The following is a 22,947-nucleotide window of genomic DNA, read 5'->3' on the forward strand; positions in this document are numbered from 1 at the left end:
GGGGTGAACCCCGGCCTTTTCCTGTTCGATCGAACCGTCCGGTCAGACGCGCATCGGCATCAGGACATAGAGCGCGGGGCTCTTCTCGTCCTGGCGGATCAGCGTCGGCGCGCCGGCGTCGGCAAGGTGGAGTTCCACGGTATCGCCGTCGATCTGGCCCAGGATGTCCTTGAGATAGTTGGCGTTGAAGCCGATCTCGAAACCATCCGAAGAGTAGTCCGCCGGGACTTCTTCCGCTGCCGTGCCGTTGTCCGGCGAGGTGACGGACAGGGTCACGCGGTCCTGCTCCAGCGCCATCTTCACGGCACGGGTCTTCTCGGTGGCGATGGTCGCCACGCGGTCCACGCCTTCGAAGAAGCTCTTGGGATCGATCTTGAGCAGCTTGTCGTTGCCGGTCGGGATCACGCGCGTGTAATCGGGGAACGTGCCGTCGATCAGCTTGCTCGTCAGCACAACGCCGTGCTCGCCGCCCAGAGTGAAGCGGATCTTGCTGGCCGAAAGATCGACCAGGACATTGGTAGCGAGCGCTTCTTCAAGCAGCTTGCGCAGCTCGCCGACGCATTTGCGGGGCACGATCACATCGGGCATGCCCTCGGCGCCGTCCGGGCGGGCCAGGGTGAAGCGCGCAAGGCGGTGACCGTCAGTGGCCGCGGCCTTCAGTTCCTCGTCCGAAACGTGGAGGAAGATGCCGTTGAGGTAATAGCGCGTCTCTTCGGTCGAGATCGCAAAGCGCGTGCGGTCGATCAGCTGACCCAGCGTGGCGGCCGGAATCTCGAAGCTGGTCGGCAGCTCGCCCTCGGCGATCATCGGGAAATCGTCGCGCGGCAAGGTGGGAAGCTGGAAGCGGCTGCGTCCGGCCTTCACGACCATGCGGTTGTCCGAAGCGTCGAGGCTCACCTGGCTGCCATCGGGCAGCTTGCGCGCGATGTCGAACAGCAAGTGGGCGGAAACGGTGATCGCGCCGGCCTGCTCGACCGAGACGACGCCAAGCGTCTCGACGACCTGCAGATCGAGGTCGGTCGCCATGATGCGCAAGGACCCGGTGCCCGAGGCCTCGATCAGGACGTTCGAGAGAATGGGAATGGTATTGCGCCGCTCGACAACGGACTGCACGTGCGACAGGCAGCGCAGGAGCGTGGAACGTTCGATGGTGGCCTTCATGACAGCCTTTAGTCCCCCTTGATCGGGCAAGGGATGCAAAACATCCCGAATTTCAGGACGAATATCTCTAGCGAACGGAAGGCATGCGGCAAGCGAGTATTGACCGGGTACCGGTGAATCTGGGGATAAATGAGGGGACTTTAGACGTTTTTCGTCCACTTCGAACGCGCTTCGTGCTCCGCCCCGTCAAATTGCTTCAATCAACGCCTTGCCCAGGCAGATCGATTCTTTCCGGCCCGCATATCGCCCATAAGGCGCAATGGGCAGGTAGCCGTGCCGCCGATAAAAGGCCGTCGCCCGTTCGTTGATCTTGCGGGTGGAAAGGCAGACCTGTCGATAGCCATCGGCCGATGCAGCCCTTTCCAGCTTGGCCAGGAGCGCCGCGCCGCAGCCCTGCTCGGCATACATGCGCTTGATCTCGGCCATATCGCCTTCGAGAGGCCGATAGGCGCCGCAACCGATCGCGGCGCCCTCCCCGTCCCGCGCCAGCACGAAAAGGGAGCGGGGCACAAGGACGTCGGACGGATCGAACGAGGCCGTGCCGCCATCGCCGGTGATCGCGGCGAGCGCACCCGAAAGGCGCGCCATCATCGCGGCCGCATCGGGCTCGCGCGGATCGCAAGGTTCGACCCTCACCATCCGCACGACCCCGCGCGTCCTGTCAGATCATCACCATGCCGCCGTTGACGTGGATCGTCTGGCCGGTGACGTAGCCCGCTTCCTTCGAGGCGAGGAACACGGCGGCGGCAGCGATATCCTCGCCCTCGCCCATGCGGCCCATCGGGATGCGGCCGTTCAGCGCGTCCTTCTGCGCATCGGGCAGAACGTCGGTCATCGCGGTGCGAATGAAGCCCGGCGCGACGCAGTTCACAGTGACATTGCGGCTGGCGAGTTCCTGCGCGAGGCTCTTCGACATGGCGGTGATGCCGCCCTTGGCCGCGCAGTAGTTCATCTGGCCGGGATTGCCGGTGGTGCCGACGACCGAGGTGACGTTGATGATGCGGCCGAAGCGCGCCTTCATCATCGGCTTGGTGACGGCGCGCATCAGGCGGAAGGTCGATTCGAGGTTGATCTTGATGACCTGATCCCACTCCTCGTCCTTCATCCGCATGGCGAGGTTGTCGCGCGTGATGCCGGCGTTGTTGATGAGGATGTCGATCTTGCCGAGCGATTCGAGCGCGGCGGGAACCAGCTTCTCCACTTGCTCGGGATCGCCGAGGTTGCAGGCGATGGCGACGTGATCGACGTCCTGCACATGCTGCGGGGTGTGCTCGTCCAGCTCGTCGCGGAAGGCGCGCAGCTTGTCGGCATTCGAGCCCGAGATGGCCAGGCGCGCACCCTGCGCGGCCAGCGCGCGGGCGATCGAGGAGCCGATGCCGCCCGAGGCGCCGGTGACGAGGGCGGTCATTCCGTTGAGGTTGAACATCTTTTCAAATCTCCGTGACGCGCTCTCCCAAGGCGGGGAGCGCTGGCCCGCTGAACGGACCTTTCTTCATGCCTCCTGCGGTCCCGGGTCAAGCCCGGGACGACGCGGATCAAAGGGTTTTGGCCAGCTCCTCGATCTCGGCCATGGTCACGGCGGAGATCACCTCCACTTCGCCGGCCGAGCGCTTGATCATCGGGCCGAGCACTTTGCCGCCGAGTTCGACGAAAGTCTCGACGCCCGCTTCGCGCATGGCGATGGCGCTTTCGCGCCAGCGGACGCGGCCGGTGACCTGCTCGACCAGCAGGCGCTGGACTTCGGCGGGATCGGTGACGACCGAGGCAGTGACGTTGGCGAAGAGCGGCACATGCAGGCTGCCGGGAGGGGTCTTGCCCAGGGCTTCGGCCATGGCGTCGGCAGCGGGCTGCATCAGCGGGCAGTGGAACGGCGCCGAAACCGGCAGCAGCACGCCGCGCTTGATCCCGAAGTCCTTCACCAGCGCAACAGCGCGTTCGATGGCCTCGCGATGGCCCGAGATCACGACTTGCGTGGGGTCGTTGTCGTTGGCGACGGTGCAGACCTGACCTTCGGCCGCAGCAGCAGCGAGTTCGGTGGCCTTCTCGATGTCCGCACCCAGCAGTGCCGCCATCGCGCCAAGGCCGACCGGAACGGCCGCCTGCATCGACTGGCCGCGCAGCTTCAGCAGACGCGCGGTGTCGGCAAGGCTGAAGGCACCGGCGGCGCAGAGCGCGGTATATTCGCCCAGCGAGTGCCCGGCGACGAAGTCCGCCTTGTCGGCCAGCGTCACGCCGCCTTCCTTCTCCAGCACGCGCAGCACGGCGATGGCATTGGCCATGATCGCGGGCTGGGCGTTCTCGGTGAGGGTCAGTTCCTCCTCGGGGCCCTGCGTCATCACGCGGAAGAGGTTCTGGCCGAGCGCCTCGTCCACTTCCTGGAAGACTTCGCGCGCGACGGCGCTGGCTTCGGCGAGTTCGGCGCCCATGCCGACCTTCTGGCTGCCCTGTCCGGGGAAAACGAATGCACGCATCTTGGCGGCTCCTTCTGTCCGGCGGGCCCTACGGTTGCGCCCTGCCGATTTTTGAAATTCTTGTGTGGCGCGGCGCGTTATTGACCTTGGAGCCGCTCTGCAAGCCCGAAGGGCACGATACGGTTCGCCGCATCGTGGCCGATATCCGCGCGGCCAAGGTAGGGGATCGAATGGTGCGTGCACCAGTGACGCACGATCTCCTCGGCCTCGACGCCGAACGGGCGGTCGTTTTCGGGCACGTCGCTGACCCGGCCAAGCCGCAATCCCGCCACCCCGCCGAGATGCGCAGTCAGGTGGAAGAACAGGCGGTCCACCGCGTAGAGATACTCCGACACCTCTTCCACCAGCACGACATGCTTGGCGAGCCCCGGCATCAGCGGGGTGCCGCAGAGCATCGCCAGCGTCATCAGGTTGAAGGCGACGCGCGGATGATCGTCTCCGGTCGGCTCCAGGCCCGAGGTATCGCCGGTCAGCCAGCGAAGCGCGCGGCGCACCGCCTCCGCGCCGCCCTCGCGCCGGATGTCGGCCAGCATCGGGCCATGAACGGGCTTGCCGATCCGCGCCCGGTAGAGGCCGCCGAGCAGATAGCCGGCATCGGAATAGCCGAGGAACGTCTTGCCCTGCGCATCGTGCGTGAACTTCGCGATGGCCGCTTCGGCGACGCGGCAGGCTCCATAGCCGCCGCGGGCGAACCACACCGCGTCCACCGAGGGATCGTTCGCGCATTCCACCAGCGCCGCGATCCGCCGCGCATCGCTGCCGGCGAAGTGGCCCTCCACCTCGAAGCACTGGTCGTGGATCGCCAGCTCCACATCGGGGAACTCGGCGGCGGCAAGCGCGGTGACGGCCTCCGCATCCTCGCGGGTGATCGGGGTGGACGGTGCACAAACTGCGATACGGGTCATGGCACCTTCCTATCGAGGTTGTCAGGACGAACAAGGCCGCATACCGAAGCGTCATGACTTCCGCGCATCACGAACTCACTTCACATCCCTGGTTCTTCTGCGGCATCGGCGGATCGGGCATGTTGCCGCTCGCGCTGATCCTCAAGGGCCACGGCGCGCAAGTCGCCGGCTCGGACCGTAGCCGCGACCAGGGCCGCACGCCCGAGAAGTTCGCCTGGCTGGAGAGCCTCGGCTTCGACCTGCACCCGCAGGACGGCAGCGGGATCACCGGCGCGGAGCAGACGCTGGTGGCTTCGGCGGCCGTTGAAGATACCGTGCCCGAAGTGGTCCGCGCCAAGGAATTCGGCTGCCCGCGCATGAGCCGCGCCGAACTTCTGGCGACGCTGTTCAACGCCGCTCCTTTCGGTGTGGCGATAGGCGGCACATCGGGCAAGTCCACTGTCACCGGCATGACCGGCTGGATCATGACTCATGCGGGCCGCGACCCCACGATCATGAACGGCGCGGTGATGAAGAACTTCGCCAGCCCCGACGCGCCTTTCGCCAGCGCCCGCGTCGGTGAGGGCGAGGTCTTCGTGTCGGAAGTGGACGAGAGCGACGGCTCCATCGCGCTTTATCGCCCCAAGGTAGCGGTGCTTGGCAATGTCAGCCTGGACCACAAGAGCCTTGAGGAACTGCGCCAGCTTTTCGGGGATTTCCTGGGCCGCGCGGACGTTTCGGCGATCAATCTCGACGACGCGGAGACCGCCGCCCTCGCCCCGCATGCCAAGGCTCTGGTGACGTTTGGAATCACCTCACCGGACGCGCAGATCGGCGCGACCGAAGTAGTCGAAGGCCCGACTTCGCTGACCGCCACCGTGCTCGATCGCCGCGACGGATCTTCACACGCGCTCGTACTCAAGGTGCCGGGGCGTCACAATCTCTACAACGCGCTGGCCGCCATTGCCGCCGCCAACGCGGCCGGGGTTGCCGTGGCCGATGCGGTTGCAGGGCTCGGCAGCTTCGTCGGTCTGGCCCGGCGGTTCGACATCGTCGGCACCTCTCCCTCGGGCGTGACGGTGATCGACGACTTCGGCCACAACCCGGACAAGGTTTCCGCCACGCTGGCAACGCTCAAGGCCCATCCGGGGCGCGTGATCGCGTTCTTCCAGCCCCACGGCTATGGCCCGCTCAAGCAGATGGGCCGTGAACTGGCGCAAGTTCTGGCAACCAGGCTGGGGCCGGACGATATGACGATCCTGTGCGATCCGGTCTACTTCGGCGGCACCGTGGACCGCTCCGAAGGCAGCGAACGCATCGTGCGCCTGATCGAGGCCGATGGCGGAAAGGCCGAGTACGTACCCTCCCGCGAAGACTGCGCCGCTCGCATCGCCGAAATCGCCAAACCCGGCGACCGCGTGGTCGTCATGGGCGCGCGAGACGATACGCTGACGGTGTTCGCGAAGGACCTGCTGGCGAGGCTCTGAAACGTCAGCCCCGGACTCGATCCGGGACGACGGCTATTCTGGATCAATGCGCCCCGCCGCGCGCCTTGGCGATGAAGTGCACGATCGCCGCGATCACCGCGCCCAGCGCCAGGCCCACCACGGCCGACGCCGCGGCATAGCCCAGCCAGCCGAGCGCGCCGCCGACCGGGCCGCCCAGCACGGCCAGCCAGTGCTGGAACTGGTGCGCCACATGCGCGGGAGCGGGAACGCCCAGCTCTTCCAGCCCGTGCAGGATGATCCCGCCGCCGACCCAGAGCATCGCCAGTGTGCCGACCGAGGCCAGCACCGTCAGCACTTTCGGCATGCCGTTCACCAGCATGCGCCCGAAAGCCTGCGTGCCCTTGCCCTGCTTCTTGGCGAGATGCAGGCCGATGTCGTCCATCTTCACGATCAGCGCGACAGCGCCGTAAACGCCCGCGGTGATGAGAATGCCCACCAGCGCCAGCGCCACCGCGCGGGTGAGAAGCGAACTGTCGGCCACTTCCGAAAGGGCGATCGCCATGATCTCCGCCGAGAGGATCAGGTCGGTGCGGATCGCGCCCGAAACCCGCGCCTGCTCGAAAGCGGCCACGTCGGTGACGGGGGCTTCCAGCGTCTCTCCGTGATGGGCGCCGCCGAACTTTTCGATGACCTTCTCGGCGCCTTCGAACGCCAGATAGCTACCGCCCAGCATCAGGATCGGCGTGATCAGCCAGGGCATGAACGCGCTCAGCACCAGCGCGATCGGCAGCAGGATGAACAGCTTGTTGCGCAAGCTGCCCTTGGTGATCTTCCAGATGATCGGCAATTCGCGCTCGGGCGTGAAGTCGGTGACATAGCCCGGCGTCACCGCGGCATCGTCGATCACGACGCCCGCCGCCTTGCTCCCGGCCTTGGCGACGCCCAGTCCCACGTCGTCGAGCGAGGCTGCGGCGGCGCGGGCGATCACCGCAACGTCATCGAGAAGAGCAACGAGGCCGGAAGCCATCTTGAAGAATATCCCCTGTTGAATGGTGGCAGCAGCCATGCGGGGGAAACCACCCGCGATCAAGCGAAAGCGGACAAAGTCGTGAGTCCCAAGCGACTTGCGCCCCCAACGCTCACGAAATCCCCGCCCTGCCCTTAACTCCGCAAGCCGGCATCCGTTCTCAGCTTCGAACGGAAGAGAGCTTCCGCCACCTGCCAACCGCCTGACAATCCGGGGATTTACGATGTCCGTCATCAATACCAATATCAGCGCCCTGCGCGCCGCAAACGCTTCCAACTCCGCCAACAAGATGCTGGGCACCGCCATGGAGCGCCTCTCCACCGGCAAGCGCATCAACTCCGCGAAGGACGACGCCGCCGGCCTCGCCATCTCCACCTCGATGACCGCGCAGGTTCGCGGCATGAGCCAGGGCATCCGCAATGCCAACGACGGCATCTCGCTCGCCCAGACCGCCGACGGCGCGCTTTCCGAAGTGTCGAACATGCTGCAGCGGGTGCGCGAACTGGCGATCCAGTCGGCTTCCAGCACCTATCAGGACAGCGACCGCGACGCGATGCAGCAGGAAGTCACGGCGCTCACCGACCAGATCGGCGACGTCCTTTCGCAGACCAAGTTCAACGGCAACAACCTCTTCGCCACGACCGGCAGCGACGTCACCTTCGACATCCAGACCGGCGCGAACTCGGGTGAAACCGTTACGCTGACCTCCAAGGTGATCGACGGCGCCAACCTCACCGCCTCGGCGCTCGACGTCTCGACCAGCACCGCTGCCTCCGCCACGCTCGACAACGTCGACGACGCCCTGGCGGACGTCAATGCCAACCGCGCCTCGCTCGGCGCCGGTCAGAACCGCCTCGAATCGGCGATCAACAACCTGACCAACAACGTCACCAACTTGTCCGATGCCAAGTCGCGGATCGAGGATGCCGACTATTCCACCGAGACCACGCAGATGGCCAAGGCGCAGATCCTCAGCCAAGCCTCGACCGCGATGCTGGCCCAGGCCAACCAGGCCCAGCAGAACGTCATGAGCCTGCTGCGCTGACGCAAGACTAGCCCGGGAAGGGTCGCAAGCAGACGGCGGGCCGCAAGGTCCGCCGTCTTGCCATGCGCGGGGGATCGCCTGCCGCCCCGATTGCGCCCGAGGCTGGATTGCGGTTAGGAACGTTTCCCGGCCGCCGGGAATGCAGCTTTGTCTTGCGTTCCGCGCCAGATCCGCTAAGGGGCCGCCTTCCGTCTCGTGCGACATGCCGGACGGGAGGGAAGAAAGCCGGAGGGGCCCCGCAATCCCGCGGACAAGCCAGCGATCGGTTAGACTAGAGAAAAGGAAGCTGCCGTGGCTCTATATGAGCACGTGTTCCTGGCACGCCAGGACCTCAGCCAGGCGCAAGTCGACGCGCTTGCCACCACCGCTACCGAGATCGTCGAGTCGAACCAGGGCAAGGTCACCAAGACCGAGACCTGGGGCCTCAAGAATCTCGCCTACAAGATCAAGCGCAACCGCAAGGCGCACTTCGTGATGCTGAACATCGAAGCTTCGGGCGACGTCGTCGCCGAGCTCGAGCGCCAGACGCAGATCAACGAAGACGTCATTCGTTACGTGACCATTCGTGTCGACGAACACGAAGCCGGTCCGTCGGTCATGATGCGCAAGAGCGACCGCGAGCGTACTCGCCGTCGTGAACGTGAAGGGAACTGATTTCCATGGCACGTGCATTCTTCCGCCGCCGCAAGTCCTGCCCGTTCTCGGGCAAGAACGCTCCGGCCATCGACTACAAGGACGTGCGTCTGCTTCAGGGCTTCATGTCCGAGCGTGGCAAGATCGTTCCCAGCCGCATCACCGCGGTTTCCGCAAAGAAGCAGCGTGAGCTGAGCCAGGCGATCAAGCGCGCCCGGCACATCGGCCTGCTGCCCTACATCGTCAAGTAAGGAGGGCTAGCCCCATGGACATCATCCTCCTCGAACGCGTCGAAAAGCTCGGCGCCATCGGCGATGTCGTTTCCGTCAAGGACGGTTACGCCCGCAACTACCTTCTTCCCAACAAGAAGGCCCTGCGCGCCAACGAGAAGAACAAGAAGGTCTTCGAAGCCAACCGCGCGAAGATCGAATCCGAAAACGCCGAACGCCGTACCTCGGCCGAAGCGCACTCGGGTAACGTCGAAGGCAAGCAGGTCGTCCTGATCCGCGCTTCGTCGAACTCGGGCCAGCTCTACGGTTCGGTCTCGGTGCGTGACATCGTCGACGCTCTCAACGAGCAGGGCGCCGAAGTCAGCAAGCAGATGATCGTGCTCGAACGCCCGATCAAGACCATCGGCGTGTTCGACGTTCGCGTTAACCTGCACCCCGAAGTCTCGGTGAACGTCAAGGTGAACGTTGCCCGTTCGCCCGACGAAGCCGACCTGCAGTCGCAGGGCGTGGACGTGATGGCCGCGATGTTCGAACAGGACGTCTCCGGCTTCACCGAAGCCTACGACCCGAACGCCGAACCCGGCGAAATCGCGGTCGAAGAGGAAGTTGCCGAGACCGAAGAAGAAGCCTGAGCTTCCTTTTCGCGGTAACGACCGAAGAGATTCAGGGCCCTCGCTCCAACCGGAGCGGGGGCCTTTCTCTTTTTGCAGGAAACAGACCATGATCACCGACATCCCGGTCGAGCTTCGGCACGACTACGCGGCCGACGAAGACCTGCGCGCCGCACTGCTGGCGCTCAACAACAGCCATGCCGTGGAACTCTCGCTCGCCGACAAGGCCCGCATGGACATGCTGGTGGAGCGCGCTTTCGTGGCGGCGCGGATCGGGCGACTCGACGCAGCCCTGATCGCTTTCGATCAGGACGCCGATTACGATAGCGCCAACTTCCAGTGGTTCCGCGCGAAGTATCCGCGTTTCGTCTATATCGACCGCGTCGTCACCGCTCCCCAGGCGCGGGGACGCGGCCTTGCCCGCAAGCTCTATGCCCATTTGTTCGATGAGGCCCGCGCGGCCGGTCACGACCGGGCGGTCTGCGAGGTCAATTCCGATCCGCCCAATCCCGCCAGCGAAGCCTTCCATTGCGCCCTCGGCTTCGAACCCGTTGGCGAGGCGCTGCTGGAGAACGGCAAGACCGTGACTTATCTGATGCGGCCGCTGTAGCCACCGCGCCTGGCGACCGCAGGGTTCAGCCATCCTCGCCCGCGACTATTGCACTGCAATACGAATCGCGTAAGAGTGGGCGATGGAAACGATAGAAAACACCCTCGCGGAACTGGTCCGCGTATACGAAACTGCCGTCAACACCCTGCGCGCAGACATTTCCGCCTTCATCGAAAACGGCACCCCGCCCCCGCTCGACCGCCGCGAGACGCGCGCCTGGTCTTATCCCGAGTTGCGCATCACTTATGCCGGCATCGAGCGCGGCACGTTCTACAGCCGATCCTTCGGCCGCCTGAACGAAAGCGGGGTCTACGTCACCACGATCACCAAGCCGCGTCTTTTCGCGGACTACCTGACGGAACAGCTCGCGCTGCTCCACGAGGATTACGAGGTGGAGATCGAGGTCGGCCGCTCGACGCAGGAAATCCCCTTCCCCTACGTCCTCGACGGCGTCGGCATGGGCAGCGTCACCCCGCAGGAACTGGCCGCGCATTTCCCGACCACCGAACTGGCCATGATCGGTGACGAAATCGCCGACGGCGTCTTCCGCCAGGGCTCCGACGAGCCGCTGCCGCTGGCCCTCTTCGATGGCCTGCGCACCGACTTCAGCCTGGCGCGCCTGCAGCACTACACCGGCACCAGCGTCGAGCATTGCCAGCGCTATATCCTCTTCACCAACTACCACCGCTACGTGGACGAGTTCGTGGACTGGGCCGGCAAGCAGATCGGTTCGGACGGCTACACCGCGCTGTCGGGCGCCGGCGGCCTCTACCTCGACACGCCGGTGGACAATGCGCGCGAGCGTCTGTCCGATACGGCCTGGCGCCGCCACCAGATGCCGGCCTACCACCTGATCCGGCCGGACAAGTCGGGCATCACGCTCGTCAACATCGGCGTCGGCCCCTCGAACGCCAAGACCATCACCGATCACCTCGCGGTGATCCGCCCCGAAGTCTGGCTGATGATCGGCCACTGCGGCGGCCTGCGCGAAGGGCAGCGCATCGGCGACTACGTGCTCGCCCATGCCTATCTGCGCGACGACCATGTGCTCGATCCGGTGCTCCCGCCGGAAATCCCGCTTCCCGCGATCGCCGAAGTGCAGCAGGCACTGGCCTCGGCTGCCGAGGCCGTCAGCGGCGAAGGCGGCGCCAATCTCAAGAAGCGGATGCGCACCGGCACCGTCGTCACTACCGACGATCGCAACTGGGAACTGCGCTATACCGAATCCGCCCATCGCTTCAGCCTCAGCCGCGCCATCGGCATCGACATGGAAAGCGCGACGATCAGCGCCCAGGGCTATCGCTTCCGCGTGCCCTACGGCACCCTGCTCTGCGTGTCCGACAAGCCGATTCACGGCGAACTCAAGCTACCGGGCCAGGCCAACCGCTTCTACGAGGAGGCCATCGCCAGCCACCTCAAGATCGGTCTCCACGCCTGCGACCTGCTTCGCGCCGAGGGTGAGAAACTCCATTCCCGCAAGCTGCGCGCCTTCAACGAGCCGCCGTTCCGCTAAGCCGCGGCGCAGCGAGACATCCGGCGGGCGCCGTTCCGAAAGGAGCGGCGCCCGTTTTGTTTCAGAATTTCCCGGCGAACGGTCAGAATGATCCATTGCATCGGCCAACGAATTCAGCAATCTTGTGATGCCAAACTTTAGCGCATGATAATAATATTATTCAAACAAGAGCCATCAACAAGTTATTCCATGTGACGCGTTTGTTTCAATATTTCACGCTATTTTTACATAGATGTATCAGCGTTTGAAATAATAGTTGCCCATCTACAACTCGGCGATCCAACAATATAATTGAACTATTATTACATGATGACAGATAGTTCATCTTGGGAGCACACCCCCTGATCTGGTTCCGGCCTGCGGCAAATCCCGCGCCGGAAACTGCAAAGGGAGTACCGAATGACATCCGAGATGAAGCGCCTGCTGCTGGCGTCCACCCTGCTGATGGGCTTGCCCGCCGTGGCGCATGCCCAAGCCTCCGCCGATGCCGAGCCCGAAGGCGGCGCCATCGTCGTCACCGGCTCGCGCCTGTCCAATCCGAACCTGGAACAGGCCGCGCCGATCATGGCCGTTTCCGCCAAGGAAATCGCGCTGACCGGCCAGGTCAACGTCGAGAACATCCTCAAGGACCTGCCGCAGATCCTGCCGGGCGCGACCGCCGCGTCGAACAATCCGGGCGGCGGCGTCGCCACGGCCGACTTGCGCGGCCTGGGCGCCGCCCGCACGCTGGTGCTCGTCAACGGCCATCGCTACGTGTCCTATGACACCAACCAGATCGTCGACCTCAACACGATTCCGACCGCGCTGATCGAGCGCGTGGACGTGGTGACCGGCGGCAAGTCCGCGGTCTATGGCTCCGACGCCGTGACCGGCGTGGTGAACTTCATCACCAAGCAGGATTTCGAAGGCGTGCAGGCCAACGCCAACTACCGCCTGACCGGCGATGGCGACGGCGCCCAGTACAATGGCGGGCTTCTCGTCGGCAAGAACTTCGCCGAAGGCCGCGGCAACATCACGATCTACGGCGACTACATGCGCCGCAAGTCGATCCTGCAGTCCGCCCGCAGCTACACCTCGATCGCGCAGACCGATGACGGCGAAGGCGGCCTGACCGGCGGCGGTTCCAGCTCGATCCCGGCCGGCCGTATCGCGCTTGACGGCAGCAACTACAAGTTCGGCCAGGACGGCAGCACCTCTGCCTACACTTCGGCCGATGCCTATAACTACGCCTCGGAGAACTACCTCCAGGTCCCGCAGAAGCGCGCGCTCTTCTCGGCCCAGGCGCACTTCGACGTCAGCGATCACCTGACGATCTACGGCGAAGGCCAGTACATCCACAACCGCGTGAAGAACCAGCTCGCGCCGACCCCGCTGACCGGCACGTTCTCGCTCGACACCGATTCCTCGTTCCTGTCGGCCGATGCCCAATCGCTGCTGGGCAGCTACGACACCGACGGCGACGGCTACACCTCGGCATCGGTCTATCGCCGCCTGTCCGAAGTGGGCAACCGCATCTCCAACCTCGACAGCAAGGCCTATCGCGGCCTGATCGGCGCGCGCGGCGAGATTTCGGGCGACTGGAGCTACGACGCCTACTTCAGCTATTCGCGCACGAAGCAGGTCGAGCACCAGTATGGCAACGTCTCGGCCAGCCGCGTCCAGCAGGCCCTGCGCACCACGTACGATGCCGACGGCAATCTCGTCTGCTCGGACACCAGCAATGGCTGCGTCCCGCTGAACATCTTCGGCGCCGGCAACATCAGCCAGGAAGCGGCCGACTTCATCTCGATCGACACGGTGAATCGCTCGACCATCACCGAGAAGGTCGTCAGCGGCGCGATCACCAACAACAACCTGTTCGATCTCGGCGCCGGTCCGGCCGGCCTGGCGATCGGCGGCGAGTATCGCAGCGAGCACGGCAGCTTCGATCCCGACGAAGCCCTCGCTTCGGGTGACGTGATCGGCTTCAACGGTTCGGAACCGATTTCGGGCAGCTACAACGTCAAGGAACTCTTCGCCGAGTTCAACGTGCCCCTGATCGCCGACAAGCCCTTCATCGACCGCCTCGAATTCAACGGCGCCGCACGCTATTCGTACTATTCGACGGCGGCCAAGTCGGTCGGCACGTTCTCTGGCGGCCTCGTCTGGGCGCCGATCAAGGACGTCAGCCTGCGCGGCCAGTTCTCGCGCGCGGTGCGGGCACCCACGGTCAACGACCTCTACAGCGGCAACGCCCAGAACTTCGAGCAGGCCACCGACCCCTGCGCGACGACGGCAGCGCTCTCGAATGCCAACCTCAACGCCAGCTGCGTTTCGGCAGGCATTCCGGCGAACCTGATCGGCACCGAATACAACGGCGGCGATTCGCAGATCGACAGCTACAACGGCGGCAACACCTCGCTGCGTGAAGAAACGGCGAACACCTGGACCTTCGGCACGATGATCCAGCCCCGCTTCATCCCGGGCCTGTCGCTGACCGTCGATTACTACCACATCAAGATCGACAACTACATCACCGCCGCCGGCACCTCGAACATCATCTCGGCCTGCTACGGCACCGCCGCGAACGGCTGGACGCCTTACGACACCAGCTATTGCTCGATGCTGCCGCGTGACGCCAACAGCTACACGATCACCGGCGCAGCCGACAACCTGTCCAACTCGGGCGGCGTGAAGACCGACGGCATCGACTTCGACATGCAGTACGCGGTTCCGCTGGCATTCGGCGTGCACGATTCCAGCAAGCTGACCCTGCGCTTCAGCGGCACGCGCCTGATGAACTTCACGTTCAAGCCGATCGCGGCCCTGTCGGACCTCACCGTGGAATGCGCCGGCAAGTTCGGCCTGCTCTGCGGCAACGTCTACGCCAAGTGGCGCCTCAACGGCCGCGCGACCTGGTCGACCGAGGGCAAGACGCTCTCGCTCGCCTGGCGTCACCTCTCGCCGGTCAAGGACGACGACGGCTCGACCACTTACAGCGTCGAGCGGATCAAGGCCTACGACTACTTCGATCTCACCGCGCAGATCGACGTGGCCAAGCGCTTCACCTGGAATATCGGCATGAACAACATGTTCAATAGGAAGCCGCCGATCCTCGGCGACAACCAGGAACAGGCCAACACTTACCCGACGACGTATGACGTCTACGGCCGCACGTTCTTCACCGGCATCACGGTGGACTTCTAAGCGTCCAAGGACGGACAGGGGGCGATCACCCCTTGCCGCGCAAACAAAAAGGGGAGCCGGTGCAAACCGGCTCCCCTTTTTCAATTCAAAGTATCTTCCCCAACCTCGTCATTGCGAGGGCCGAAGGCCCGCGGCAATCCAGGGCCACCTCGCGCCGCCCTCGATCGCGCGGGCGCAGGCGTCACCAGCCCTGCTTCTCGCCCTTGTTCTGCTCGTCGAGCCACTTCTTCAGCGGCGCGAAGTAGTCGAGCATCGGCTTGGCACTCATCTGCGGGGTGCCGGTGAAAGCCTTGAGCGCTTCCGGCCAGGGCTTCGACATGCCCATTTCCAGCATCTTGTTCAGGTTCGCGCCGACCTTCTTGTCGCCGTAGAAGCTGCAACGGTGCAGCGGCCCTTTCCAGCCGGCCTGCTTGCACGCCGCCTGGTAGAACTGGAACTGCAGGATGCGGGCGAGGAAGTAGCGCGTGTAAGGCGTGTTGCCGGGAACATGGAACTTCGCGCCGGCATCGAAACCGTCGTCGCTGCGTGCGGCGGGCGGGGTAACGCCCTGGTAGTCCAGCCGCATCTTGGTCCAGGCCTTGTTGTAGTCGGCGGGCTGGATCGAACCGTCGAAGATGCCCCAGCGATAACGGTCGATCAGCAGGCCGAAGGGCAGGAACGCCACTTTGTCCATCGCCTGGCGCAGCAGGAGGCCGATGTCCTTGTCGGCGCTGGGCACCTTGGCCTTGTCGAGCAGGCCGATCTGCACGAGGTACTGCGGCGTGATCGACAGCGCGATGAAATCACCGATGGCCTCGTGGAAGCCGTCGTTGGCGCCGTTGAGGTAGAGGAACGGCTGCTTGTTGTAGGCGCGCTGGTAATAGTTGTGGCCGAGCTCGTGATGGATCGTCACGAAGTCGGTCGAATCCACCTTGGTGCACATCTTGATGCGCACGTCGTCCTTGTTGTCCACGTCCCAGGCCGAGGCGTGGCAGATCACCTCGCGGTCGGCGGGCTTCACGATCATCGAGCGCTTCCAGAAGGTCTCGGGCAGCGCCGCAAAGCCGAGCGACGAGTAGAAGCCCTCACCCGCCTTGACCATGTCGATCGGCGTGCGCCCCTGCGCCTTCAGCAGATCGCCGATGTCGTAGCCGAGATCGCCGGCACCCTTCGGCGCGACCAGCGGATAGATCGTACCCCACTCCTGCGCCCACATGTTGCCCAGCAGGTCGGCGCGGATCGGTCCGGTCTTGGGCTGCACGGCATCGCCGTACTTCTCGTTCAGCTTATGGCGGACGTACGTATGCAGCGCGAGATAGAGCGGCTTCACTTCTTCCCACAGGCGCTGCGTTTCGGCGGAGAACTGCTCGGGGCTCATGTCGTAGCCCGAACGCCACATGGCACCGACGTCGGCATAGCCGAGTTCCTTGGCGCCCTGGTTGGCGATGCCGACCATCTTGACGTAGTCGCCCTTCATCGGCTTGCCGACATTGTCGTGCCAGGTCGTCCACATCTCGGCGAACTCGGCAGGCGTGTGCGTGAGGTTGCCCATCTCCGCCTCGATATCCGAGCCGTTGATCTCCTTGCCGTCCAGCGTGCCGCGGCCCTTGCCGTAAGTGGAGGCAAGCCGCGTGCTGATCTCGCTCAACTGCGCCGCCGCGCCCGGCGTGGTCGGCGCCGGCAGGACGATGCCCTGGCGCAGGATGCCCAGCTTGCGCGAGACGTCGGCGTCGAGGCCGGGCAGCTTGGAAAACTTCGCGGCTTCCACGGCATAGGCGACCTGCTTCTCGGTCAGCAGCCCGTTGGACTGCGCCGCCAGGGCATCGGTGTCGTCAGTGAGATACGTGTAGTTCACCCAGTTGACGCGGGCATTGTCGACCGAGAAATCGAACAGGTCCTTCTCGGCCGCCGCGATGAACTGCGCGGCGCCTTGCGCGGTCTGCGGATAGGCCGGTGCGTCTTCGGCGAAGGCCGGCGCGGCAATGCCGAACGAAAGCCCGGCCGCGAGCGCGGCAAGCGCAGTGGATGCGAATTTCATGGGGTTTGCCTCATTTTTCTCTCTGATGGCGCGGGAGACTAGTCGCCCGCTGCGTCAGATCAACCGTTGAGGCAGAAAGGGAGGAGAATAAGCAGGGGAGACACCGATGCGTGCGTTCCCTCCTACATGCCTGTACCCCTTCCCCCTTCCCTCACTTCGTCATTGCGAGCGTAGCGAAGCAATCCAGGGCAGTCCCGCGCCGCTCTGGATTGCCACGTCGGTTTCGCCTCCTCGCAATGACGAGGTTCAATCGAGCAGAAACGCCGCCATAGCCCGCCCCATATCCTTGAACGTCACCGAGGACATGTGATTGCCCGGCGTCTCGACATACTCGCCTTGCGGCAGCGCCTCGGCCAGTTCCGTCGCCGAACCGTTGTCGTGGTCCTCGCCGCCGCAGACGCAGAGCGTGGGCATGGTGATCCGCGCGATCGCATCCGCCCCCGTATCGTCGACCGAACCCAGCAACAGCCGCGCGGCGACGCGGTCGATCTTCATCGACTTCATGAAGGCCTGCGCGACGAAAGCCTTGTCGCCGCGCTCGATGGTGCCGAAACGGTCGATGGCATCCACGAAGTGCGCGCTGCGCCGTGCCCAGCCGGACAGGCCGGTGAGGCCCATGCCGCCCAGGATCAGCTTGCGCGGCGCTAGCCCCGCCAGGACGCCGCGCACCGCCGTCCGAGCGCCGAGCGAGAAACCGCCGAGGTCGTAGTCGGCAAGGCCGAGCGCCGCGATCACCAGCTTCAGGTCCTCAACCAGCACGTCGGCGGGATAGGCCGCCGGGTCGTGCGGCGCGCCGCTCTGGCCGTGAGCGCGAAGGTCGGGCATGAAGACCTCGAACCCGGCATCGGCAAGGATCTTCGCGTTGCCGTACTTGATCCAGTTCACGTCGGCGCTGGAAAACAGGCCGTGGAGCAGCAGCAACGGCCGCGCGCCGGTGTCGCTCATGACATGCACGGCCAGATCGGTGCCTGCGTAACCTTCGATGACTTCCTTGCGCAGATCGCTCACTTAGGGAACCTCCAGTCCTGCCGCCTTCCAGCGCGAGGCGACGCTTTCGGTCTCCGCGCTGTAATGTCTCGGCAAGTCCTTGGTATCGAGCCACGCAGGATGCAAGCTTTCGCAGCCGGAATGCGTGGTCGGGCGGAAGAAACCGGGATCGTCGAAGCTGCCGAGTGTCAGGTCCATATTGCCGCTGCTTTCGATGAAGTCGAAGCCGAGCGGCGTTCCGCAGTGCGAACAGAACGGCCGGCGAGCGATGGCCGAGCTTTGGTACCAGTCCGGTTCATGCGCCCAGGCGACACCGGCCTTCGCCACTTGCACGAACGCCGCCGCAAAGCCGCCCGTCGCCTTCTGGCAATAGCGGCAGTGGCAAAGATAGGCCTCGTCGTTCTCGACCTGGGCCTCGTAGCGAATGCGGCCGCACTGGCAGCCGCCGGTCAGGGTTCGGGTCATGGGCGCCAGACTAACCTGTCGAACACGCCCGCGCCATTGCCGTTGCAAACCGGGGCATGATAGAGCGCTGCATGGAAACCACCGACGCGCAACCGGCAGGCGAAAACCCGCCGCTGAGCAGGCCGCAGCGACGCCTGCTGAAACGAATCTACAACAGCCGCACCGAGCCGATCGTTGCCGACGGCCTGCCGTTCCTCACTTACAAGGAAGCCTCGGGCTATCTCCTCACGCTGGAAGGCGAAGCGCGCGACGCCGCCTATGCCGAGATGAAGGCCGGCGCGGCAAGATCGGACGAGACCGAGGGCTGATCCGTCGCCCCCGGGGAAGGCAGAATACTTGAGCTGCCAATAGAAAAAGGGCCTGCGAAGCGAATGCTCCACAGGCCCTTTTTTTATCGATTCGGGCCGAAGCCCGCCGCGTCAGCCCTTCTTGAGGTGACGGCGGCCCAGCAGTTCGGCGATCTGCACCGCGTTGAGGGCGGCGCCCTTGCGCAAGTTGTCGGAGACGCACCACAGCGCCAGGCCGTTGTCGACGGTCGAGTCCTCGCGAACGCGGCTGATGTAGGTGGCGCCATCGCCCACGGCTTCCACCGGGGTGACGTATCCGCCGTCCTCGCGCTTGTCGACGAGCATCACGCCCGGCGCTTCACGCAGGATGTCCTGGGCTTCGATCGCCGAGATTTCTTCCTCGAACTCGATGTTGAGCGATTCCGAGTGGCCCACGAAGACCGGCACGCGCACGCACGTGGCCTGAACCTTGATCTTGGGATCGAGGATCTTCTTGGTTTCCACGACCATCTTCCATTCTTCCTTGGTCGAACCATCGTCCAGGAAAACGTCGATGTGCGGGATCACGTTGAAGGCGATCTGCTTGGTGAACTTCTTCGCCTCGACCTGGTCGCCCACGAAGATCGCGCGGCTCTGCTCGAACAGCTCGTCCATGCCTTCCTTGCCCGCGCCGGAAACCGACTGGTAGGTCGAGACGACGACGCGCTTGATCTTCGCCTTGTCGTGCAGCGGCTTCAGCGCCACCACCATCTGCGCGGTCGAGCAGTTGGGGTTGGCGATGATGTTGCGCGCCTTGTAGCCGTCGATCGCGTCCGGGTTCACTTCCGGCACCACCAGCGGAATGTCCGGCTCCATGCGGTAAAGCGACGAGTTGTCGATCACGACGCAGCCCTGCGCGGCAGCACGCGGAGCGTGGATCGCGGTCGGGCCGGATCCGGCGGCGAAGAGAGCGATGTCCCAGCCGGTGAAATCGAAATGCTCGATGTTCTTTACTTTGAGCATTTTGCCGGTTTCGCCGAATTCAATCTCGGTCCCGGTCGAACGCGACGAAGCCACCGCTGCGATTTCGTCGCAGGGGAATTCGCGCTCGGCGAGGATGTTGAGCATTTCGCGGCCGACATTTCCGGTCGCGCCGACGACGGCAACCCGGTAACCCATTTCAAGATCCTTCTAGCAAAATCCTGCGGCAAGATGCGCGGCAGGAACGGGGGCCGTTACAGGGTGACTTCGCTCCTGACAAGCGCCGTCACGCAAAAGACTTTCTTTCAGGCCCATCCGTTTAACCGAAAATTACCGCGGGACACCCTCTCCAGACATGAAAAGGATGTCCCGCAGCCTATCAGTGCGCGGTGGCAGACGGCGCCGGCGTTTGCGAAGGCGCTGCTGCCAGTTCGTCCGCCTCGGTCCACTCGATGGCCTCGAGCGGCTCGGTAAGCGCCCGGGCAAGCACTTCGTCGACATGCGCGACCGGAATGATGTCCAGGCCCTGTTTCACGTTCTCGGGGATCTCCGCCAGGTCCTTGCGGTTCTCCTCCGGGATCAGCACCGTAGTGATGCCGCCGCGCAGGGCGGCCAGGAGCTTTTCCTTGAGCCCGCCGATCGGCAGCACACGCCCGCGCAAAGTAACCTCGCCGGTCATGGCGACGTCCTTGCGAACCGGCACGCCGCTGAGCGTCGAGACGATCGACGTTACCATGCCGATACCGGCCGAGGGACCATCCTTGGGCACCGCGCCTTCGGGCAGGTGGATGTGGATGTCCTTCTTCTGGATCGTCGAAGGCTTGATGCCGTAAGCGGGCGAGCGCGCCTTCACGAAGCTGAAGGCGGCCTGGATCGACTCGCTCATCACATCGCCGAGCTTGCCGGTCGCCTTGATCTGGCCCTTGCCGGGCACGGTCACGCTTTCGATGGTCAGCAGTTCGCCGCCCACTTCGGTCCAGGCAAGGCCGGTGACGGCGCCCACCTGATGCTCTTCCTCGCCCACGCCGTGGCGGAACTTGCGCACGCCCGCGAAGTCGGAGAGGTTTTCCGGCGTGATCGTGACTTCGCTCGCCTTGCCTTCCAGGATCTGGCGCAGCGACTTGCGCGCCAGCTTGGCGATCTCGCGCTCCAGCGTGCGGACGCCCGCCTCACGGGTGTAGTAGCGGATCAGGTCACGCAGGCCTTCCTGGGTCAGCGTGAACTCACCCTTCTTAAGCCCATGCGCCTCGACCTGCTTGCGCACGAGGTGACGCTCGGCGATCTCGACCTTCTCGTCCTCGGTATAGCCTTCGAGGCGGATGATCTCCATGCGGTCGAGCAGCGGCTGCGGCAGGTTCAGGCTGTTCGCGGTGCAGACGAACATCACGTCCGAAAGGTCGATGTCCAGTTCCAGGTAGTGGTCCTGGAACTTCGAGTTCTGCTCCGGATCCAGCACTTCGAGCAGCGCCGAGGCGGGATCGCCGCGGAAATCCTGGCCCAGCTTGTCGATCTCGTCGAGCAGGAAGAGCGGGTTCGATTTGCCGGCCTTCTTGAGGTTGGTGACGATCTTGCCCGGCAGCGAGCCGATGTACGTGCGACGGTGTCCCCGAATTTCGGCTTCGTCGCGCACGCCGCCCAGCGATTGGCGGATGAATTCGCGGCCGGTCGCCTTGGCGATCGACTTGCCCAGCGAGGTCTTGCCCACGCCCGGCGGGCCGACGAGGCAGAGGATCGGCCCCTTCAGCTTGTTGGTGCGCGCCTGCACTGCCAGGTACTCGACGATGCGATCCTTGACCTTGTCCAGCGCGTAGTGATCGGCGTCGAGGATTTCCTGCGCAGAGGAAATGTCGCGCTTCAGCTTGCTCTTCTTGCCCCAGGGCAGGCCCAGCAGCACGTCGAGGTAATTGCGGATGACCGTGGCTTCGGCGCTCATCGGCTGCATCGAGCGCAGCTTCTTCAGCTCGCCCGTAGCCTTTTCACGCGCTTCCTTCGAGAGACGCGTGCTTTCGATGCGCTCCTGAAGCTCCTGAAGTTCGTTCGCTTCCTCGCCGTCGCCGCCGCCGAGTTCCGACTGGATCGCCTTCAGCTGCTCGTTGAGGTAATATTCGCGCTGGGTCTTTTCCATCTGCCGCTTCACGCGGCCACGGATCTTGCGCTCGACCTGCAGGACGCCGAGTTCGCCTTCCATGAAGGAGAAGACCATTTCCAGGCGCTTGAGCGGGTCCGGCTCGGACAGCACGGCCTGCTTGTCGCCCACTTTGGCGGAAAGCTGCGCGGCGATGGTGTCGGCCAGCTTGGCCGCGTCCTCGATGTCGCCGAGCTGGTCGCCGGCATCCTGCGAAAGCTTCTTGTTGAGCTTCGCATATTCGCCGAACTGCTCGACCACCGAACGCATCATCGCGGCGGTTTCGGTGCCGTCGGCCTCGACCTGCTCCACGCGCTCGACTTGCGCGACCAGCATCTCGCCCTCGGCGGACTGCTCGGAGCGCAGCGTTTCCAGCTTCGCGCGTTCCTGTCCTTCGACGAGGACGCGCACGGTGCCGTCCGGCAGCTTGAGCAGCTGGAGGACGCTGGCGATCACGCCGGTATCGTAAAGATCGTCGCGGTCGGGATCGTCGCAACCGGGATCGAGCTGCGCGAGGAGGAAGATATCCTTTTCACCCGCCATCGCCGCTTCGAGCGCGGCCACCGATTTCTCGCGTCCGACGAAAAGCGGCACGACCATGCCGGGGAACACGACGATGTCGCGCAAGGGAAGCAGGGGAAGCAGGTTCAAGGTCATATCCATTTCAACACACACGCGGGTAGGCTGTGAGCCCCCCGGCCTTCGCGGGACGATATGGGGTCTCTGGCGCCTCACGCAATGGGATTGACGCCGAAAGACTGTGGAAGCGCTAACCGCACCACTTCACCCTTCCCCTAGATCCCGGTTCATAGAAAACACCGGGCCCCTGATCCAATATAGCGCGATTCAGCCGGAGTTTCGTCAACCCTGGTGGAAATCGCGGTTCCTGCGCCTGCGCTCGTTCGCCTGTGACGGCGTGGACCAGCGGGCGCAGGAAGGCACTGCATGGATCAGAACGGCATCTTGAAGCCGGGCGGCAGGCCCATGCCCTGCTGGGCCTTGGCCAGTTCCTCGCCGGCGACCGAGTCCGCCTTGACGCGCGCGTCATTGTAGGCAGCGGCGATCAGGTCTTCGAGGATCTGCTTTTCGCCTGGCTGCATCAGGCTGTCGTCGATCGACACGCCGATCACGCGGCCCTTGGCCGAGCAGCGGATCTTGACCAGTCCGCCGCCCGAAAGTCCTTCGACTTCCATCGCGTCCAGCTTGGTCTGCGCTTCGTCCATCTGCTTCTGGATGGTCTCGGCCGCCTGCTGGGCCGCCTTGAGCATCTCTTCCATCGACTTCATT

Annotated in this window: 21 protein-coding genes; 9 read left to right on the forward strand and 12 right to left on the reverse strand. The window is 64.4% G+C overall.

The annotated features are described in order from the left end of the window. Window positions 1-42: 42 nt before the first annotated feature. The 5 genes from dnaN to AC1VV3_RS03900 form a co-directional block, all read right to left on the reverse strand. Window positions 43-1,161 carry a DNA polymerase III subunit beta gene (gene dnaN, locus AC1VV3_RS03880; protein ID WP_482961959.1) on the reverse strand — a complete coding sequence of 373 codons (1,119 nt, stop codon included), beginning with the start codon at window positions 1,159-1,161 and terminating at the stop codon, window positions 43-45. Window positions 1,162-1,347: 186 nt separating this feature from the next. Continuing rightward, on the reverse strand, window positions 1,348-1,800 hold the full coding sequence (locus AC1VV3_RS03885; protein WP_431566970.1) for a GNAT family N-acetyltransferase: 453 nt from the start codon (window positions 1,798-1,800) through the stop codon (window positions 1,348-1,350). A 22-nt stretch (window positions 1,801-1,822) separates the two neighbouring features. Continuing rightward, complete coding sequence (gene fabG, locus AC1VV3_RS03890; RefSeq protein ID WP_132263218.1) at window positions 1,823-2,587, reverse strand: 3-oxoacyl-[acyl-carrier-protein] reductase; 765 nt, start codon at window positions 2,585-2,587, stop codon at window positions 1,823-1,825. A 109-nt stretch (window positions 2,588-2,696) separates the two neighbouring features. After that, on the reverse strand, window positions 2,697-3,632 hold the full coding sequence (gene fabD, locus AC1VV3_RS03895) for an ACP S-malonyltransferase (protein WP_132263220.1): 936 nt from the start codon (window positions 3,630-3,632) through the stop codon (window positions 2,697-2,699). A gap of 77 nt (window positions 3,633-3,709) precedes the next feature. After that, window positions 3,710-4,537 (reverse strand): LD-carboxypeptidase, encoded by an 828-nt coding sequence (locus tag AC1VV3_RS03900; protein WP_431566854.1) that lies wholly within the window; start codon window positions 4,535-4,537, stop codon window positions 3,710-3,712. Between the two features lie 53 nt (window positions 4,538-4,590). Here AC1VV3_RS03900 and AC1VV3_RS03905 point away from each other — a divergent pair, with 53 nt between their 5' ends. Beyond that, the gene (locus tag AC1VV3_RS03905; protein ID WP_431566855.1) at window positions 4,591-6,003 is read left to right on the forward strand and encodes a glutamate ligase domain-containing protein; all 1,413 of its coding nucleotides are present in this window, start codon (window positions 4,591-4,593) and stop codon (window positions 6,001-6,003) included. A 43-nt stretch (window positions 6,004-6,046) separates the two neighbouring features. On the opposite strand, the gene AC1VV3_RS03910 is transcribed toward AC1VV3_RS03905, so the two are convergent. Beyond that, window positions 6,047-6,991, reverse strand: coding sequence for a DUF808 domain-containing protein (locus AC1VV3_RS03910; RefSeq protein WP_431566856.1), 945 nt, complete (start codon window positions 6,989-6,991; stop codon window positions 6,047-6,049). A gap of 223 nt (window positions 6,992-7,214) precedes the next feature. Here AC1VV3_RS03910 and AC1VV3_RS03915 point away from each other — a divergent pair, with 223 nt between their 5' ends. The 7 genes from AC1VV3_RS03915 to AC1VV3_RS03945 all read left to right on the forward strand — a co-directional run bounded on the left by AC1VV3_RS03915 (window position 7,215) and on the right by AC1VV3_RS03945 (window position 14,819). Beyond that, window positions 7,215-8,036 (forward strand): flagellin N-terminal helical domain-containing protein, encoded by an 822-nt coding sequence (locus AC1VV3_RS03915; RefSeq protein ID WP_132263226.1) that lies wholly within the window; start codon window positions 7,215-7,217, stop codon window positions 8,034-8,036. A gap of 291 nt (window positions 8,037-8,327) precedes the next feature. Then, window positions 8,328-8,690 (forward strand): 30S ribosomal protein S6, encoded by a 363-nt coding sequence (rpsF, locus tag AC1VV3_RS03920; RefSeq protein ID WP_132263227.1) that lies wholly within the window; start codon window positions 8,328-8,330, stop codon window positions 8,688-8,690. 5 nt (window positions 8,691-8,695) lie between these two features. Beyond that, window positions 8,696-8,920, forward strand: a complete 225-nt coding sequence (gene rpsR / locus AC1VV3_RS03925; RefSeq protein WP_021232952.1) for a 30S ribosomal protein S18 — start codon at window positions 8,696-8,698, stop codon at window positions 8,918-8,920. 14 nt (window positions 8,921-8,934) lie between these two features. After that, complete coding sequence (rplI, locus tag AC1VV3_RS03930; RefSeq protein WP_132263229.1) at window positions 8,935-9,531, forward strand: 50S ribosomal protein L9; 597 nt, start codon at window positions 8,935-8,937, stop codon at window positions 9,529-9,531. Between the two features lie 88 nt (window positions 9,532-9,619). Beyond that, window positions 9,620-10,120, forward strand: coding sequence for a GNAT family N-acetyltransferase (locus AC1VV3_RS03935; protein WP_431566857.1), 501 nt, complete (start codon window positions 9,620-9,622; stop codon window positions 10,118-10,120). Window positions 10,121-10,202: 82 nt separating this feature from the next. Beyond that, window positions 10,203-11,633: an AMP nucleosidase gene (locus tag AC1VV3_RS03940; RefSeq protein ID WP_431566858.1), complete on the forward strand. Its 1,431-nt coding sequence runs from the start codon at window positions 10,203-10,205 to the stop codon at window positions 11,631-11,633. A gap of 399 nt (window positions 11,634-12,032) precedes the next feature. Next, window positions 12,033-14,819, forward strand: a complete 2,787-nt coding sequence (locus AC1VV3_RS03945) for a TonB-dependent receptor (protein WP_482961960.1) — start codon at window positions 12,033-12,035, stop codon at window positions 14,817-14,819. Window positions 14,820-15,000: 181 nt separating this feature from the next. Here AC1VV3_RS03945 and AC1VV3_RS03950 read toward each other — a convergent pair whose 3' ends face one another. The 3 genes from AC1VV3_RS03950 to AC1VV3_RS03960 all read right to left on the reverse strand — a co-directional run bounded on the left by AC1VV3_RS03950 (window position 15,001) and on the right by AC1VV3_RS03960 (window position 18,288). Further along, entirely contained in the window at window positions 15,001-16,836 is a 1,836-nt protein-coding gene (locus AC1VV3_RS03950; protein ID WP_431566860.1) for a M2 family metallopeptidase, read from the reverse strand. 246 nt (window positions 16,837-17,082) lie between these two features. Beyond that, complete coding sequence (locus tag AC1VV3_RS03955) at window positions 17,083-17,844, reverse strand: alpha/beta fold hydrolase (RefSeq protein WP_482961961.1); 762 nt, start codon at window positions 17,842-17,844, stop codon at window positions 17,083-17,085. Beyond that, window positions 17,845-18,288: a GFA family protein gene (locus AC1VV3_RS03960; RefSeq protein WP_431566862.1), complete on the reverse strand. Its 444-nt coding sequence runs from the start codon at window positions 18,286-18,288 to the stop codon at window positions 17,845-17,847. A 71-nt stretch (window positions 18,289-18,359) separates the two neighbouring features. Between AC1VV3_RS03960 and AC1VV3_RS03965 the strand changes: the two genes are divergently transcribed. Further along, complete coding sequence (locus AC1VV3_RS03965) at window positions 18,360-18,596, forward strand: hypothetical protein (protein ID WP_431566863.1); 237 nt, start codon at window positions 18,360-18,362, stop codon at window positions 18,594-18,596. 111 nt (window positions 18,597-18,707) lie between these two features. Here AC1VV3_RS03965 and AC1VV3_RS03970 read toward each other — a convergent pair whose 3' ends face one another. The 3 genes from AC1VV3_RS03970 to AC1VV3_RS03980 all read right to left on the reverse strand — a co-directional run bounded on the left by AC1VV3_RS03970 (window position 18,708) and on the right by AC1VV3_RS03980 (window position 22,946). Beyond that, on the reverse strand, window positions 18,708-19,733 hold the full coding sequence (locus AC1VV3_RS03970; protein ID WP_134093080.1) for an aspartate-semialdehyde dehydrogenase: 1,026 nt from the start codon (window positions 19,731-19,733) through the stop codon (window positions 18,708-18,710). Between the two features lie 181 nt (window positions 19,734-19,914). Beyond that, complete coding sequence (gene lon / locus AC1VV3_RS03975) at window positions 19,915-22,317, reverse strand: endopeptidase La (protein ID WP_132263245.1); 2,403 nt, start codon at window positions 22,315-22,317, stop codon at window positions 19,915-19,917. Between the two features lie 293 nt (window positions 22,318-22,610). Beyond that, entirely contained in the window at window positions 22,611-22,946 is a 336-nt protein-coding gene (locus tag AC1VV3_RS03980) for a YbaB/EbfC family nucleoid-associated protein (RefSeq protein ID WP_132263246.1), read from the reverse strand. Window position 22,947 lies beyond the last annotated feature (1 nt).

It is taken from the genome of Novosphingobium sp. BL-S-34 (assembly GCF_056857015.1).